The organism is Ponticaulis koreensis DSM 19734 (assembly GCF_000420665.1).
Lineage (GTDB): Bacteria > Pseudomonadota > Alphaproteobacteria > Caulobacterales > Hyphomonadaceae > Ponticaulis > Ponticaulis koreensis.
Map to the genome: position 1 here is coordinate 1 of NZ_ATVJ01000001.1, position 16838 is coordinate 16838.

Sequence of the window (16838 nt, forward strand, 5' to 3'; positions counted from 1 at the left end):
TTCGCATCCTGCGTCCGGATTACATTGCCACGCGTATCATAAACGTATTCGGTCTCGCCCTGCTCAGCGTCGATCTGTTTCGCAACCCGCCCAAGGTCATCATACTCGAAGGCCGTTGTAACATCATCCGCAGACGAACCCGGCACCGGACGGTTCACTTCATCATAACTGCCTGTCAGCTGGGTGGCGTATCGTGTCTGGCTCAGAACATTGCCGTTCGCATCATACTCAAACGAGGTCGCATACCCTTCTGCATCCACGCTCAGCTCAACGCGGTCCAGCCGATCATAATACAGGAAGCTCAAACCACCATTCGCATCCTGCGTCCGGATTACATTGCCAAAAGCATTATAGCCGTAAGACGTAACGCCCCCTTCTTCGTTCGTCTCTGTCAGGACCTGACCATTTTTATCAAATGTATAATATATATTCTGTGCTGGTGTTACACCGTCATGCGTCGCCCGATATTTGAGAACCCGGTCAGTATTTCCAAGCCCATCATAGTAAAACCAGGTTTCCTTATACGTTCCAGTTGCGCTATCTGAAGCGAACTCACGCTCCAGAATTTTACGTCCCGCGGCATCATACGCATAGACCGTCCTAGTTTCATCACGCAGATCACCATAAGACTGAAACTCTTGTTTTTTTTGCCCGTTCGCAAAATACTGAATGTGATTCTGTGTACCGTTTGCATCGTAAACGCTCGAAATCCGGCCCTGCACATCGTATACATATTGCGTTTCGACAAAACTTCCCTTGCTGGCATTTTCAACTGTTGACGTTGTCCAGCTGGAAGTGGGTGACAATTTAGCACTCCAGCGAATGTCCTTGAGCACGCGGCCCTCAGCATCAACATCGTACTGGGTCACGTAACCATCCGTATCAATCTCAAAACGCGTTTCGCCCTTGGCGTTATAGAACTTGAAAGATTGAAGTGCGCCGGCCGCGTTACTGCCCGCCCAGCTGTTCATGTCATCTATGCTCGGCAGGCTGGTTGTTGCACGAATGACTGAAAAACGGGTTACAGCACTCACCAGCCCTAACGTGTTGTAATCATATTCAGTCACACCGCCTTGGGCATCAATAGCATAACGGAGCTGGTTCTTCGAGTTGTATACCGCCCAGCTCGTTCGATCCTCTCCGGAAGACCCAAGCGCGCTAACAGCTGAATGAACATCCTCATAAGCATAAGAGTTCAGATTTCCCAACGCTTCAGCGTACTGAACGGTCGACCTCACTACACCAATATTTGTGTTGTTGGCATCACCCCTATAAACGTGCTCCGTCACATAGTTTTCAGCATCAATCTTGTAACGCAGGGCATTCTTGCCGTCATAGACATAACGTACCCTTGCATCCGCGGACGCATCCTCAGTAAATGACACCAAAAGCTGGCTGAACGAGCCGCTCTCCCGCAAACCTACTGACGTCGCGTTCGCAAAGGTAATTTCTTCAACTTTGTTGCCCGATGGCCCATAAACGATTTGCGAGAGATGACCTTCGCCATTGAGCAACCCGATAACTTTGCCAGAACGATCATAGAAAGTGCGGGTCAGAACATCTTTACTGTCAGAATCCGGCAGATACTGGTCCAGACTGGCGCTGCCCGCCTCCAGTTCAGTGACCTGTGTTGCGCTTAGTTTGTTATAATAGCGCTTCGTCGAAGCCAGATTACCGGCATAATCATAAGCATAGGCCGTGACCGATCCATCACCGAGTGAGGTTCGCACAACACGCCCCTGCTTATCATAGGCGCTCCACTCCCAGATATCATAACTATGATCGGACGGGCGAATGTCATCAATAGTGAGCGCATTATCAGGATCAGAACTGAGTGTACTCAGATTCACTGTTGAAACTTTATATAAGTATCGCGCCGTTGCGATAACATTACCGTTCCTGTCATAACGGTATTCAATCAGACTACGGTCATCACGAACTTCCGCCGTCATACGCCCGAGGTTATCATAAAGATAATAAGTCTGATTTCCGGTAGCATCCTGAGAAATACGTAGCCGGCCATCCTTATCATATTGATAGCTGGAGGCTCCTGCCGCCACATGGCTTCCGCTTTCGGTCGCGCCGATCAGTGCACCAGTCTTATCATAGGTTGATACAACCGTATAACCTTCCGCGTTCGTCACCGTTGTCGTTGTCGCCGCGTCGTCAAACGTAACTGTAGTTGTGCCACCATTCAAATCTGTCGAGCTGATCTGTCGCCCCAGGCCATCATACGCAAACGTCTCGGTTGCAAGCCCAGTGATATATCTGGTCAGAACCCGGCCCGATGTATCGCGCGTATAGTTTGACTGTGTATATCCTTCACCCCAGTCATATGTTCCGTCCACATTCAGACCAGCAAAGCTGAGCTCCTGTATCAGCTCACTTTTTACATCATAACGTCGTTCAAACAGCTTGCTCTGACTACGATCAGAAAGACTGTCCCTCCACGCATTCATTTCTGTCAGCGAAGGCACAGAACTACCTGATTGGTAGACATCGTATGAATACTGGATAGCGAGCCTCAGATCGCCTTTATTACCCCAAGCTCCCCCATCAGATGCCTCGTATCGATACTCTATGACCCGGCCTTCGGGGTCTATGGTATATCTAACACGGCCCACACCATCATAAACATAACGAGTAATGCTACGTTTTGCTTGGTCAAACGCCGCCAATCGTCCGTTTGGAAGCACCGCATATCCGACCGTTTCGGCTGCGTGGGTGATTTCCGAATCCGCAGACGCTTCTTCTTCTGCAAAAAAAACAACTCCCGCCTCATCCGGCATGCCGCGAACACGCAAAGAAACAGTGTCTCCTCCTTCCATGGACTGAAATGATGCCAGAAGGCCAAAATCAGTGGATGGCGACATACCCCAGCTTAGCGGTTCATCCGTATCCCCCACGCCGCCCAACACCGATGCCAGATCTCCGGTCTCTACCGATCCACCAGATTCTATCGCAATCCAGGATACAGTTTCAGCGCCATGCGTGTTGGCAGTCGATTGCTGCTCCTGCAACCGAGCAGAAAAGCCAGTCGACGAAAGACTAGAAATTCTGGCGACAACTGCATCCGGGTCATTTGTGGTGGTGACCTGTGAGAGCAGAATTGGTGCTTGCGCAAAAGTATAGCCAAAACTGAAACCGGCCGTACCGCCTGAAGCCGGTGCCGTGTTGCTCCCCGCAACAATTTTTCTGCCATCCGCCAGCACATGTTCTCCGGCAGATACCGCCAACCATGAGACCTGCTCGGAGGCATGACCACCGTCAAGATAATCCCATTCATCGAATTGGTACTCGAATCCGGTATCTGTGACGTTACGCACCCGAACGCTGCCGGGATCACCTCCATTGGTCGTGGGAGGCCCCATCACAACGATGGCATTTTTTATAGCCGTAGCAAAACTCACACTTTGCCACCCACTTCCGCTAGCAGATGACGTCAGAGTCCCGACTTCACCGACTGACTCGCCGCGGGTTTCGCGCACAAGATTATTGTTACTATCAAAGTGCCGAAACAAAACATTGCCGGCCGCATCCTCGAGCCGAATTCGATTTCCCATCGCATCATAGGAATTGCGCGTTATATTCCCTTCGGCATCCGTGATACGCGTGATATTTCCGTCAGCATCATACTCATAGCTGACAGTCTGGTCAGAGATACCCTGTGACGGATTAAGAACTTTGACCTGAGTTAGACGGCTTTCGCCATCCATCGTGAAAACGGTAGCTGTTCCATTGGCGTCAGTGATCGTTCTCTGTGTCGCAGAATCATAAGAAATCAGCGTCTCACGAACATTACCGGAACCAACTGTTTGCTGTATCGACGTAACCCGATCCGACCCGTCATAGTTCAACTCAAGCAACGACCCGTCAGTCTGACTGATCGTATGAATACGCTTGGATGCACCATGATAAGTATAGCTCGTCACGTACGTATCGCCGTCGCTGATTGAGCTATCTTCAGGCGACAAATCCGTGGTCACTGATACCAGCCGGTTGCTTCCGTCATAGCCATATCGCACCCGGGTAAGCGTCTTGGCGGCTCCTCCATTTGCGTAAGTCTCTACCGAAGAAATATTGGCTCCCGACCATGTGTATTTTACATATCCGCCATCGTCTGCGATTAGCCTGGAAAGATTGGCCCCCGAATACTCATAGGTAAGGTTGTGCCCGTCAGTATCCGTTCGGGCGGTGATCCGCCAATTGTCCGTTCCATAGGCCTGATAGGTTTCTGTAGAACGGCTATCGCCATCCGTCCTCGTCCAGACACCTCCTGAAAAAGTGAGCTTGTCATGAATGCCGGCCCCGTCGACTGCCCAATAAGCCGTGACTGAATTTTTAGTCCCATATGTATAGGTAATTTCGGTGCCATCTGCGGAGACCCGCTTTACCGAAGAGTTCGCGACATAATCATAGACGCGCAAATCTGTGCTCTGTCGCCAGTGGTCGCCGTTTTCATCCAGCGCACCCAGACTGTTGTAAGTCCGAGAAATCACCGCATCATGGCCGCGACCAATCAGGAATTCGTCCCGTCGCGAGATCAACAGATTACCATTCGCCGCATTGAGAGAAACCGTGTCTCCCCCTCTGCCTTGAACGCCATTACCGAGAAGCCCACCTACACCGATCTGAACTGCTGAACTTCGCTCCGCGCCGGAACCCAGACCTGTAAAAAAGGCAACCATTATCCGCTCCCGAATAGACTGTACCGGGCTCTTGAAAGCCCTTCACTTACCCAATCGGCGGATCTGCGAAAAAGTTTAGAAAAATTTTCGATCCACGGTCACTTTTCTTTTTTTGCAATGCTGACTTCTGTGTTTTGGCTTTCGGCGAGGAAGCGGGCCCCGTTTATTGTCTGCATCAAAGACAACGTTCCGTTGTGCGAAATTTTTCAAAAATTTTGCGAAAACCGCTTGTTTAATTGGCTCTACTGGTCTGATGTCCAATAAACAGGGGGAACTGTCATGACGTCGGATCAGGCGCTTTATTTTCTGACCGAAATGCTTGCCGCCGCGCTTTTCGTCGCCGGCCCAATTCTGCTCGCGACACTGCTCGTTGGCCTTATCGTCAGCGTGATACAGGTGACCACACAAATTCAGGAAATAACACTCTCGTATGTTCCGAAAATCTTGGCCACGGGCATTCTGCTTGTCGTACTTGGTCCGTGGATGCTTTCAAAATTGACATCGTTCGCGATCCTGCTTTATCAGCGCCTGCCAGAGCTCGGCTGACCGGACTATCCTCAGTGTTTTCTGAAAACTTAATCATTGAAATTCTACTTGTGTCACTGCGCGTCTCGCCGGTATTGCTGTTCGCTCCGCCGTTCACGCTGCTTCGTATTCCAGTGTTGATCAGGGTTTTTCTGGCGTTGTCACTTGGCGCGTGGTTGAGCAGCGCATCACAGTTTTCTCTAGATGTCAGCAGTCTGAATCAGGACTTCGCTGCGGCTATGATTATCTCGGCCGCAGTGAGCGAGTTACTTGTCGGGATCGCGATAACTCTCACATTACAGATCGCTTATAGTGCACTCCTGATTGTCGGACGGTCCGTGGACATCCAGGCCGGGTTTGGCCTTGCGCTTTTGGCGGATCCAACCCTGCGGTCGCAATTGCCTCTCGTCGGTACCATTTTGGCTTACGGTTTCGGTGCGGTCTTTTTCTCAGTTGGCGGCGGGCGCGAACTTCTGGAGATTTGGTGGCGATCCACGGAGGTTCTGGAAGTTGGCAGTTTCAATGGCGTTCTGCCTATTTTTCCACTCCTCGAGTTTCTTTCCCAGAGCCTGTCTCTGGCGATGGGCCTCACCGCGGTGGTCATCCTGACATTGTTTCTCATTGATCTGACGGTCGCATTTCTCTCCAGAACACTTCCCCAAATGAACGCTCTGCTCCTTGGATTTCAAATCAAAACGATAGCCGTTTTATCGACCCTACCCATCGCGCTGGCCTTTAGCCTGACCGTATATCTTCGCCTGATCAGAGGTGGTTTTAGCCTTTCGGAGGCTTGGTTTTGAACATGGCGGAGACTGAACAGGACAAAACGGAAGAAGCCACCCCATTCAAGCTTAGAAAAGCAAGAGAAAAAGGGCAGATTGCGAAAGGAACCGATATCGCATTCTTCGGCACGCTGGCTGCTTTGACCCTTTATGTCCTATTCTCAGGACCAGCCATGATGAGCCAGTTCATTGCGCGGATTAAAGAGGTGTACCTGAAATCAATTTCGTCAGCATCCGGTGGATCGCAGGAAGCCGTTGCTGCCATACGTGATACCTTTGCGCCCGGCCTCATGATCGTCGCGGCCCTCGGCGCTCTGGTTTTTGCTTTCGTTGTTCTGCTGCAAATCATCCAGATGAAGGGCATGTTGTTTACAGCACACCCACTCAAACCTGATTTCAACCGGGTAAATCCTGCAAAGGGCCTGAAACGGCTGTTCTCATTTCGAATGCTGAAAGAAGCGATCAAGAACATCATCAAGATGGTCGTTTACTGTGCCACCGCGTTCCTGATCTGCTGGCATTCCATTCGAGCGCTTGTCCCTACCCTTGTCGATTCGGAATCTCTCATAGCGGCAATGACATTAATCGGAACGAGGCTACTCCTGCTTTTTGCATTTCTCGCGATGATCTTCGCGATGCTGGACCAGGTCATCGTCCGTCAAGAGTTCCGAAAACAGATGCGAATGTCGAAGTCGGAAGTGAAGCGAGAACACAAAGACCGTGAAGGTGAGCCTCGAATAAAGCAGAAACGCAAGCAAATGCACAAAGAATTCACCAAACAAACGAAGGATCTCGGAAAACTGCCGGGTTCAGATTTGCTGATTGTGAATCCAACTCATGTTGCAGTCGGGCTTAGGTATGAACCTGATAAGATGGAGACGCCAGAGCTCACCACGAAGGGCAGAAATCGCTATGCCGCGATTCTTCGAGAGCGCGCCGTGGTTTTGGGCATTCCCATTATACAAAACGCCCCTCTTGCAAGAGCGCTTTACAAGCACGGCTCCACCGGCCACGCAATCCCGACCGACACCTTCCGTGAGGTCGCAAAAGCCTACATTTTCCTTCGAAATCAATAACAAACAGTCAGATTTATCCATGCTGGAATTTTTGAGAAACAACCGAGACCTTGCGCTGATTGGTACCGTTATTGTTATTTTGATGGTACTTTTCGCTCCTATACCTCCGGTTTTACTTGATCTCGCGATCATCGTGAACCTTGGGTTCGGACTCACAATTTTGCTCCTCACTTTTTATGTGAAAAAGCCAATTGATTTCTCGACATTTCCATCGCTACTCCTCATTACAACGCTGTTGAGATTATCGCTAAACGTTGCCGCGACACGCCTCATTTTGACAGGAGCTGATGCTGGCGAGGTTATCGGGTCGATAGGCGCTTTTGCCGTCTCCGGCAATTTTGTTGTCGGACTTGTCGTATTCCTGATTCTGATTGTTGTTCAGTATGTTGTAGTCACTTCCGGTGCTCAGCGCGTTTCAGAGGTTGCCGCCCGGTTCACTCTGGATTCTATGCCGGGACAACAGATGAGTATTGATGCCGATCTCAATATGGGACTCATCGACCCCAAGGAGGCGATCCGCCGACGAGAAGCGCTTGAAAAGCAGGCAGCGTTTTATGGCTCAATGGATGGTGCCAGCAAATTTGTGAAGGGCGATGCAATTGCCGGCGTGATCATCATCTTGATCGATATAATTGCGGGCTGGATCATAGGCGTAGCCCAGATGGGAATGGATTGGGATGAGGCGCTACGAACTTTCTCCCTTCTGACCATAGGCGACGGGATCGCGACCCAAATTCCGGCGTTAGTGATTGCTATTGCGACGGGTATTATCGTTACTCGTTCATCGGCCGACAGAGAATTAAGCACCGAAGTGTTCAAACAGCTTCTCTCTGTTCGTCGTATTCCATTGGTTGTCGGCTCGATTTTGCTTGTCATGCTTTTGCTTCCCGGCATGCCTAAATGGCCGATCCTCATCATTCTTGCGTTGTTCGGATATGCTTGGCTACACATCCGCGACACTGCAGAGGCCGACCAAGACCTTACGGCCTCCGATGAGGCGGAAGGAGAGACAACTGAGACTCTGACGAAGTCGTTTCCAGCGATCGAAATTGCGTTGGGTGTAAACATCGCTGAGGCTTGGGCGGATAAGCGGGTTCAACTTCTGGAACGCTTGGCTAATTTACGCGACTCACATGCAAATCAGACGGGTTTAAGCCTTCCAAAAGCCGTATTCATAGATGACAAGTCGCTGAAACCTGACGAATATCAGATTCGGATATTTGGAACGGCTTATTCTGACGCTGAATTGTTTCCAGATCAGTTCCTAGCGATCCGGTCAGATAAATCGACGGACGGTCTTTCCGGCAAAGAAACACGCGACGCGGCCTTCGGCCTGCCAGCGGTCTGGATCGATCAATCGACCGAAAGCTTCGCTAGGGAAAAGAAGTACTCAGTTATCGATCCCGTGACCGTTCTTATAACGCATTTGAGTGAGATTATCAGAATTAATTCTGATGCCCTGCTGACCCGCGCCACAACCACCCGACTTTTGGAGGAAGTTCGAGAACGACAAAGTGGACTTGTGGAAGAATTGCTGCCAAATCTGCTTACTGTTTCAGATGTTCAGAAGGTTCTGAAGAATCTGCTGCGAGAAGGCGTCTCAATCGAAAACATTGATCAGATTGTTGAACACCTCGTCGATCTGGCCCGTCAGGAAAAGAGCTCCATTTTTCTGACTGAGGCTATCCGCCAGCGGATGGGACTTTCCATTTGCAATTCATTGAAGAACGGCCACAAAGAACTTGCCGTCCTCAGCCTGGATCCAAAAATCGAGAACCAAATCAAATCTGCAATGGCGAACACCAATGCAGAACCGCTTTTCGCTGTCGACCCGTCGCTCACGCAAAAGCTGATCGAAACACTTGCATCTCTTTCTACTCGCATGCACGGGCAGGGAAGAACCCCTGTGCTTCTATGCGGCGCTGAAATCCGACGTCATGTTCGTTCTCTCACCGAACGGAGCGTGCCGCAATTGTCGATACTTTCAATCGCCGAAATACCAAAAACGATAGAGTTGAGTTCCTTTGATGTTGTTCGCGTTTAGCGTATCTTCCTCTCGAAATGCACCGATATCGTTGAAAACCAGGACAAGTCAGTCTGATGCCTGAAACTGCTGAACATCTAAAAACTGCAAACATGCTGCTTGGCTTCTTGTCGCAGGATCCGGAGAACGTAAACCTGAAACTCGATGCCGGTAATGCCCTGATTGACGCAGGTAAGTATGATGACGCATTCGATCTATTGAGCACGATTAAACCTGATAATGATTTGTTTTTATCTGCATGTAATCTAAAAGGAGAGGCTGCACTCCGCGCCCTCAATTATGAAGCTGCGTTAGAAGCATTTGAAACCATTGTTAACGCTGGAGCTGCAGACGTCGGCGTCAATTTCAATGTCAGTTGGACGCTCACCAACCTAAAAAGATATGACATCGCGCGCGACACGCTCTCGAATGAAGCGGTTGAATCAATTCCACAGGCAGCAATGTTGAAAGTCCAATTAGAGCATCAACTCGGTGATTTTAATGCTGCTGAAATGACGGCGCGCGATGCCGTGGCACGTTTTCCGGAGCATGTCGGTCTTATGGCAGCTGTGTCGGTGCTGGCTCTTGATGTTGAAGATAAGGACCTCGCCGCACACACCGCAAAAGTCGCATCAAACCACCCGGATGGTAAAACCACGATCGCAACGCTTGCGCTCGACCAGGGTAACGTAGACACCGCCTTCGCATTGTTTGATGAGGTTGTCTCAGACTTTCCACAAAAACCGAGAAGCTGGATCGGACGCGGCCTTTCCCAACTGATGCGCGGCAACTACGATGCGGGCGCTAAAGATCTCGATCAAGGTGCGGAGCTTTTCCAAACGCACCTTGGCACATGGATCGCTTCAGGTTGGGCCTATTTCGTGCAGGGTGAATACGATACTGCGCGCGAACGCTTTCAGACTGCGATGAACATCGACCCGAACTTTTCGGAATGCCACGGGTCACTGGCGGTGATCGATCTGCTCAACGGAGACAATGAAATTGCTTCGCGCCGTATAAAGACTGCGCTGAGACTCGATAATGCGTGTTTCTCTGCGGCCCTTGCGCAAAGCATTTTAATCGGAGCGCAGGGTAAAGCGGAGCTATCTCGCAAAATCGTTGAGAAAGCGATGTCGACGCCCGTAAATGAGTCCGGTCAGACACTTACGGACATGCTGATCCGCATGAATTCCGGTGGAACACTTCATTAGGGCTTGCCTGCCTTAAGCTCGCTTAGAGATTTGTCCAACATCGCGCGCGAGTCTTCATTTTCCCGCATCTGACGCGTAACTTCCGAAACGATGGACTGCATGCTCGGATCGGAATCCACGCCTTCTCCGAAGGCTTGCGCGAGTAAAGCGGAAACAAGGGCTCGGTGTTGTTCCTGCTCGGTGAGGTTGCTGTCTTTCAAAACCGATGATAGTCGATCAATCTGCGATTTTTTCGGGTTAACGGCCTTCGATGCCCGTGTGGCGGGCCGGGACTTTGAAACACGTTCGGCTTTTTCAAGCTGTGATTTCAGCTGAAGCAAGATCTGATCGTATTGGGAGATCCTCGTCATTTCGCTTCAGTCCTCGTCAATGCCTGGTATTCCGTCCATCACCAAATTGCTTCAGCAGTATTGATGTGGCCGACTGCTCTTCGGATGGCTCTTCTGCGACTGCGTACTCGGGCGCGGCGGCAAGCTGGTCGCGGCAACGATCGATAAGCATTTGCATATCCCCGTTGAGAGGCAGATTTTCATCATTAACCGAAATGCCCTCCTGAAGAAAGCGTACACAATCATCAAATTCATCGCGGATGAGATGCCTGAGCCCCGTCGCAAAGAGCTTCAGATAGTGGCCCTCAGGCAAAGTATCGAGGAGCGCCCATGTCTTCAGCGCCGCGTTAGATTCTCCGGACGTGAGCTGAAACAAACCGAACTGAAAGCGGGCGATGTGAAGATCAGGTGCGATTTCAATCGCGCGCCCGAAGTATTTATGTGCATTGACCAGATCGCCCTTACTGGCGAGCATCGATGCCATCATAAATACAAGGCGCGGATCATCTGGGTAGGATTGTAATACCGAAGAGAGGCGTTCCACACCGTTAGTCTCGCCCGACTGCAAATCCTCGACGAGCTGATTTATTTCTTCATCACTACATAGCTGCATTACCAGTCCTCTTGTCCCACCCTTCACAAAAAATGCTTCAGTCGCTTCCTCAGCCGATTGAGCGCGGTTTTATGGAGTTGTGAGATCCTTCCCTTGGTGAGTTTCAATAGTTTCGCAATTTCTACAAATGCCGTCCCCTCGATATAGTGTTGCATAATCACGAGATCTTCAGGATCTGGCAACTTCTGTACTTCTTCATAGACGGAATGTTCCAGCTGCCGAAATGCGAGCGACTGAAATCCATCCGCGGCCGTATCAGCGCTATCCCCAGAATAGGCGATGCCCGCGCTTTCAAGCAACAAGCCGAGCGCGAGACTGACCGCAACTTCCGCAGTGTTCTCGAGCGAACTACCCGACGCGTTGTCTCTCGAGGTGAGCGAGTTCATACGATCACGCTCTTTCTGACGTTCATACGTCAACTGGGCGTTCTTCTCATTGGCCTTTATCAGGCCGTCAGAAATGCTGCCTTTGATACGATGGCGAGCGAAGGAATGAAACCTGCTACCAATTGAGGGATCGAACGCCTCCATTGCTTCGAGCAGCCCCGCATAAGCCAGCTGCTCAAAATCCCCATATTCCATTCCGAGATGTGACCGAGCACGGAAAAGACTACCTGCTATTTTCCTTGCGAATGGCTGATATTCAGAAAAGAGTTCAGATCGATCTCTGGCGTTTCCATTGGCTTTAAACCGACGCCATCTGGCCGCTTCAACTTTCGCCGGCTCCAACAGCATATTGAGACCAATACCGTTTTGGGTACGCCGCATTACCCGAAGCCCCCCAACACCCCTCGAATGATGAGCGCCCAGCCATCGATCATTACGAACACCAGAATTTTAATCGGCAAAGAAATCGTGGCTGGCGGAACCATCATCATGCCGAGCGACAATAATATGCTCGAAATAATCAGATCGATCAGCAGAAAAGGAAGCATTATGACGAAGCCGATCGTGAAAGCGACGCGCAACTCATTCAGAATGAATGCAGGCACCAACAGGAACAGGTCCACATCCTCAGGAGATGCCGGAGCGGGCCGACCGGACAACTCATACATCAGGAGCAGATCCTTATCCTGTACCTGCGACAGCATAAACTCTTTCATCGGCACCTGGCCGACTGAAACCGCTTCTTCCAGTGTCATTTCATTCTCGACATATGGCGTGAACGCCGTCGTCCTGACCGCATCAAAGGTCGGCGTCATGACAAAAAATGTCAAAAACAATGACAACATGACGAGGATTGGATTAGGCGGCGTCTCCGGCATACCGAACGCATGACGTATCATTGCAAGCACGACTGCAATACGAATGAATGCCGTCATCGACATGAAAAGTGCCGGAAGGATTGTAAGCGCGCCCAAAAGAACGATTGTTCGCAAGATATCACCCGACGCGAATCCCTCTGCTGCTTCCTGCGCCCCAGCGATCGGGCTCAACACAGCGAGACCAGAGGTAACAGTCACCCAGCGCAACAGACAACCCATCTTCAAGATTGATCTCCCGGGGCGTCGTCAAGCAAATTCAACTTTTCAATTTTTCCCTGAGCACATGCGAGGAACACCTCTTTGCCGTCCACTTCGGCGAGAACAAGTGTTTGCCCCGGACCGATGCCGAGAACCTCTATGACTTTCATACGCCTCTCAGATTCCCCGGTGAACATCCCATTTAAACGAAACATACCGCCTGAACGTTGAACTTTTCTGGCCCAGATCGCGGTCGCGATGAGCACCAGAAATATCAGCCCGACAAGCACAAGTCGCACGGGCGAAAATTCGAAAGCCTCTCCCTGTGCGAGGCTCGTCGCAGTCATCAGAAGACTAAGATCGGAGGATGCTGTCTCGTCCACTTGATCGTTCCGCCCGATCAGTCCGTTTTTTCGCCGGGCAAGAGGTCGCTCAATCGAACACCGAATCTATCACCCACGGCGACGAGTTCTCCGCGCGCCACGGCAACTCCATTGAGACGAAGCTCAACATTCTGGTTAAGGGGAGTGTCAAGTTCGACGGTCTCACCCGGCTTAAGGGCTTCCAGTTCACCCACAGTGGATTCCGTGCCGCCCAGATACGCCTCAATGCGGACCGTCAGCCCATCCAAAGCACCTGAATTCAAAACTTTACTCATTCAAACTTCCTCAGATCCATCAATTCGCAACTAGTTTCAGCGTATTCTTCGTCTCACTGCTTTGAACTTCGGCACTCACCCCCGGAAGCAACTTGCCGTTAGCTGTAAGCGAAAGCGCTGCGTCACAGGGCGTGTCTATTACGAGTGTGTCTCCGCTCACCAGGTCTCTGAAATCAGCCATACTTAACTCCACGCTTCCGACATAAGCGCCGGTTCTAACCCGCTCGTTCCGGAGGGCCTGGCTCATGGAATGTAGTTGTGGCTTTTGTAGTCGGCTGTCGGGTTTCACGAGCTCTTTTCGCAACCGGATCGCTTGAGATGAGCTGATACAGAGCATGAGTTCGGCCTGCAGAGCATCACACTTCAATCGCAAAACAAGACTGTTTCCCTTCGGTTCCGTCTCTTCAACGAAGTTCAGATCGCGCTGAATTTGCCTCCCCACAGAAGCAACAAATAAATCCAGCAACCTCTCATCCGCTGACCGTAGAAACGTGTTGTCGGCGGCAGATTTTGCGAGCTGTCGCAAATCACTTCCTAGAATCTGGTCCGCTATCACGCTTCCGTAGTTGTCCGGAACGCCGAGCAAAAAATCTCCCGCAGTGTCTGCCCAGCTCGACATGTCAGAACCGCATGACTGCCCAAACTGAAGCGACTGCTCCATACAGATCCAATCTAATTCTTTTTTTGCGACGGATTCGAACGCACGCGAGAACAGGTCGCATGCGTAACCGCTCACCCGGTCGTCGAGGAGCGCTGAGTCTGGCAGCCAGTCAGTCGCGATGACGGTCACTACTGTCCCCGGGTCTGGAAGAGTTGCTGAATCATCTCATTCGCCACACTCACAACCTGAGATGATGCCTGATACCCACGCTGAACCAGAATCAGGTTTCCGAATTCAGATGACAGCTCCACATTCGAAGCTTCGATCCGATTTGAAAGGACACGCCCCACGAGTTCACTCGAGCTGGAATAGAGAGATACATCTCTGGAATCTTCATTCACGAATACGCCGCCAGACCTTTGCTCAATGGACTGTGGATCCTTGAAGGTTGCAAGAGCCACTGAGCCAAGTTCTGTAGTCTGCTCGTTGGAGTATTGAAGTTCGAACACGCCGTCGTCATTGACGCCAAGCGTTTGTAAATCGCCAATGCCGAATCCATCCACGTCACCTGCCCGCAAAGTCGAAACCTCACCGGAAGAGAAAGACGTCACGTTCTCAGAGAAGTCAAAGACGACGGAATAACCTCTCTCGTCATCAGAAAACGTCAGTTCCTGGGAATCCTCGGTTGGTCGACCCAAATTGAACTTCAGTGTCTGAACGCCAATCTCGTTATCATTACCGTCTGTGACCGTGACTTTCCATTCGCCGGATGGGTCGGTTTCCTCGCGGGTGAAGGCCACAGACCAATCTGCCGCTTCGCCATTGGCGTTGAAGATCGTCACATCGGCTACGGTGAAGCCCAGCGAAGATGAGGAAAGGTTGTCCGTGAACTGGACGCGCGTTGTCGCCTCAGGTTGACTGATACGACTGGAATTTACGCTAACGGGTTCGGCACGACCATTTTCGTTCAGGAGAGTCAGTTTGTAGTCCGTTCCCGAGAGAACGATGTAACCGTCTTCGTCGATTTCGAAATTGCCGGTGCGTGCGTAAAAATACTCGCCGTCTTTCTCCAGTACAAGAAACCCTTCGCCATCAATTGCGAGATCCAGAGAACTCTCCGTCTGACGCAACTCGCCCTGACTGAAATCGAGTTGTGTGAGCGCAAGCGAGACACCCTGCCCACCACCATCGCCTGTATAGGCGAGATCAGAGCCACTACTGTAAAGATCACGGAAAACGAGATTGGAACCTTTGTAACCCTGCGAATTCAGGTTTGTAATGTTGTTGGATACGTCCTTCAGGCCGTTGGAGTAAGCGTTCATACCGCTCAGACCTATAAACATGGATTCCAGCATTAGTTTTCTCCCTCCCGGATTTGAGAAATTGACCCCAGTTGAATATTGCTGATGGTACGTTCATCCGCCGTTTCTATCGTCAGACGAGGCAGACCATTGTTGAAGGCGACGTTCGTGACGCGACCCGTGAGAACGACTGAGCCAGCAGGAATGTCGACCTGCCGTCCGAGCAACCCGGCCGCAAGGGACGAATTGTCGGCACTCAGCATGGATTCGAGATTGTCGTTCATCGTGTTGGTTTGCTGGATTTGCGTGAACTGAGCCAGCTGAGACACAAACTCGAAATTGTCGATTGGCTTGAGTGGGTCCTGATACGTCAGCTGGGTCAAAACGATGGACAACAGATCCTCAAATCCAACTGCGAACGCATCATTCGCAGTTTCTTGAACCTGGCCACCATTCTGCGCGCTGTCGGGTAAAACGACAGGCTGAACCGGTGTTACTTCATCTTCCATGACCCGCCTCCCGACTAATATTATTCTGGCCGAACAGTTTCAGGACGGACGGCCCAAACCCGCTTTGACGCACAAGTTGGTCCATCCTCTTCTTCAGTTCGGGGCTGTTGAGATTTGCCGACCATGCAGAGGTAAAAATACTGATCTGCAGTCCCTGTTCCATGAAAATCAACGCGACCCGGATATAGTTGTCAGCTGTATGGTCCTGCGCGACGGAGCTCAGGATTTTACTACCTGTCTGCGCCAGCTGTGCGGAGGTTCCGCTGAAATTCACATCGACATCCCAGGACAGTTTGAGTCTACCTGGCATGCTATCATCCGTATCGATCTCTGGTGTCTTGTTGCGAGACGGCGTTTGCGACACAAAAGCCGGTCTGGTGAGGTCCAAAGCTCTGTGATGGAATGCTTTGTCACGCTTCGCTTTTTGCGCTGACATAGCATCGACCTTCACGACGAAATCGGTCTGTGTATCCAGTCGTGAATTAGAAATAGTCTGCAACCGCATTTCCATATGCCTAACACCGCCGTCGAAAGACGTGTGCTTGTCAGGTAGAAAATCCCGATACAGACGAGACCGTTCAGAATTCTCCGCATCCAAATCAATGTCGACATCGACATCAACATCCACTTTGTCGTCTACCGTTCGAAGACTGTCCTCGACGGACTGGTAGATCTCGCTAAAAACTATTTCTATCTGCTGGTCTTCATTGCCCGATAAGGTGGACACTCCGTCCAGGTAGACGTTGGTAACGGGCTTCGAAAGTATCGGGATGAAATCAGTCAAATGACGGCACCCACCTTGCGAGACGAAGATCCTCAGCCTGTGCAATCCGACGGACTTCCAGTTTTCGGGCCTCGTCTTTCCTTGCCCGCGCAGTTTGCTTTTCCAAAGCAGAAACAAGAGCCTTTTCTGAGCTGAATTGATCCTCCGCGAACGTTTCCTCACGTTCAGACTGAATCAGGTCCTCCTTGGCGTCTGCGGTTACATTCGACTGAACGGCAAACCTGTTGGAAAAGATCTGAGCTACTCTCGGGTCGGAATTTCCCTCAAAATGCGATT

16 protein-coding genes are annotated in these 16838 nt (G+C 50.9%); 5 read left to right on the forward strand and 11 right to left on the reverse strand.

Features of this window, described 5'->3' with window-relative positions:
• A partial coding sequence (locus G523_RS17200; protein WP_033232207.1) for an RHS repeat protein occupies window positions 1-4688 on the reverse strand: 4688 nt, incomplete at its 3' end.
• A gap of 279 nt (window positions 4689-4967) precedes the next feature.
• Here G523_RS17200 and G523_RS0100010 point away from each other — a divergent pair.
• From G523_RS0100010 to G523_RS0100030, 5 genes are read left to right on the forward strand one after another with little or no spacing between them, the layout of a single operon-like run.
• Window positions 4968-5234 carry a flagellar biosynthetic protein FliQ gene (locus G523_RS0100010; RefSeq protein WP_022692955.1) on the forward strand — a complete coding sequence of 89 codons (267 nt, stop codon included), beginning with the start codon at window positions 4968-4970 and terminating at the stop codon, window positions 5232-5234.
• A gap of 14 nt (window positions 5235-5248) precedes the next feature.
• Complete coding sequence (locus G523_RS17205; RefSeq protein WP_022692956.1) at window positions 5249-6013, forward strand: flagellar biosynthetic protein FliR; 765 nt, start codon at window positions 5249-5251, stop codon at window positions 6011-6013.
• A gap of 2 nt (window positions 6014-6015) precedes the next feature.
• Complete coding sequence (locus G523_RS17210; protein WP_051134724.1) at window positions 6016-7071, forward strand: EscU/YscU/HrcU family type III secretion system export apparatus switch protein; 1056 nt, start codon at window positions 6016-6018, stop codon at window positions 7069-7071.
• Between the two features lie 19 nt (window positions 7072-7090).
• The gene (locus G523_RS0100025) at window positions 7091-9115 is read left to right on the forward strand and encodes a flagellar biosynthesis protein FlhA (protein ID WP_022692958.1); all 2025 of its coding nucleotides are present in this window, start codon (window positions 7091-7093) and stop codon (window positions 9113-9115) included.
• A gap of 56 nt (window positions 9116-9171) precedes the next feature.
• Window positions 9172-10305 (forward strand): tetratricopeptide repeat protein, encoded by a 1134-nt coding sequence (locus G523_RS0100030; RefSeq protein ID WP_022692959.1) that lies wholly within the window; start codon window positions 9172-9174, stop codon window positions 10303-10305.
• Here the strand turns inward: G523_RS0100030 and G523_RS0100035 are convergent.
• Genes G523_RS0100035 through G523_RS0100080 form a run of 10 tightly spaced genes read right to left on the reverse strand, consistent with a single transcriptional unit; the run spans window position 10302 to window position 16562 of the window.
• The gene (locus tag G523_RS0100035; protein ID WP_022692960.1) at window positions 10302-10655 is read right to left on the reverse strand and encodes a hypothetical protein; all 354 of its coding nucleotides are present in this window, start codon (window positions 10653-10655) and stop codon (window positions 10302-10304) included. The genes G523_RS0100030 and G523_RS0100035 overlap by 4 nt on opposite strands.
• A gap of 16 nt (window positions 10656-10671) precedes the next feature.
• Window positions 10672-11247 carry a tetratricopeptide repeat protein gene (locus G523_RS0100040; RefSeq protein ID WP_022692961.1) on the reverse strand — a complete coding sequence of 192 codons (576 nt, stop codon included), beginning with the start codon at window positions 11245-11247 and terminating at the stop codon, window positions 10672-10674.
• A 23-nt stretch (window positions 11248-11270) separates the two neighbouring features.
• The gene (locus G523_RS0100045; RefSeq protein ID WP_022692962.1) at window positions 11271-12014 is read right to left on the reverse strand and encodes a sigma-70 family RNA polymerase sigma factor; all 744 of its coding nucleotides are present in this window, start codon (window positions 12012-12014) and stop codon (window positions 11271-11273) included.
• Window positions 12014-12730: a flagellar type III secretion system pore protein FliP gene (fliP, locus tag G523_RS0100050; protein ID WP_022692963.1), complete on the reverse strand. Its 717-nt coding sequence runs from the start codon at window positions 12728-12730 to the stop codon at window positions 12014-12016. The genes G523_RS0100045 and fliP overlap by 1 nt, the downstream gene beginning before the upstream one ends.
• A 2-nt stretch (window positions 12731-12732) precedes the next feature.
• Window positions 12733-13092 (reverse strand): flagellar biosynthetic protein FliO, encoded by a 360-nt coding sequence (locus G523_RS17215; RefSeq protein WP_022692964.1) that lies wholly within the window; start codon window positions 13090-13092, stop codon window positions 12733-12735.
• Window positions 13093-13109: 17 nt separating this feature from the next.
• A complete protein-coding gene (locus tag G523_RS17220; RefSeq protein ID WP_022692965.1) occupies window positions 13110-13367 on the reverse strand; it encodes a FliM/FliN family flagellar motor switch protein in 258 nt (85 codons plus the stop codon).
• 19 nt (window positions 13368-13386) lie between these two features.
• A complete protein-coding gene (locus G523_RS0100065) occupies window positions 13387-14157 on the reverse strand; it encodes a FliM/FliN family flagellar motor C-terminal domain-containing protein (RefSeq protein WP_022692966.1) in 771 nt (256 codons plus the stop codon).
• On the reverse strand, window positions 14157-15323 hold the full coding sequence (locus tag G523_RS0100070; protein WP_022692967.1) for a flagellar hook-basal body complex protein: 1167 nt from the start codon (window positions 15321-15323) through the stop codon (window positions 14157-14159). The genes G523_RS0100065 and G523_RS0100070 overlap by 1 nt, the downstream gene beginning before the upstream one ends.
• Complete coding sequence (locus tag G523_RS17225; protein ID WP_022692968.1) at window positions 15323-15778, reverse strand: flagellar hook assembly protein FlgD; 456 nt, start codon at window positions 15776-15778, stop codon at window positions 15323-15325. Before G523_RS17225 ends, G523_RS0100070 begins: the two co-directional genes overlap by 1 nt.
• Window positions 15768-16562, reverse strand: coding sequence for a hypothetical protein (locus G523_RS0100080; protein ID WP_022692969.1), 795 nt, complete (start codon window positions 16560-16562; stop codon window positions 15768-15770). Before G523_RS0100080 ends, G523_RS17225 begins: the two co-directional genes overlap by 11 nt.
• Window positions 16563-16838 lie beyond the last annotated feature (276 nt).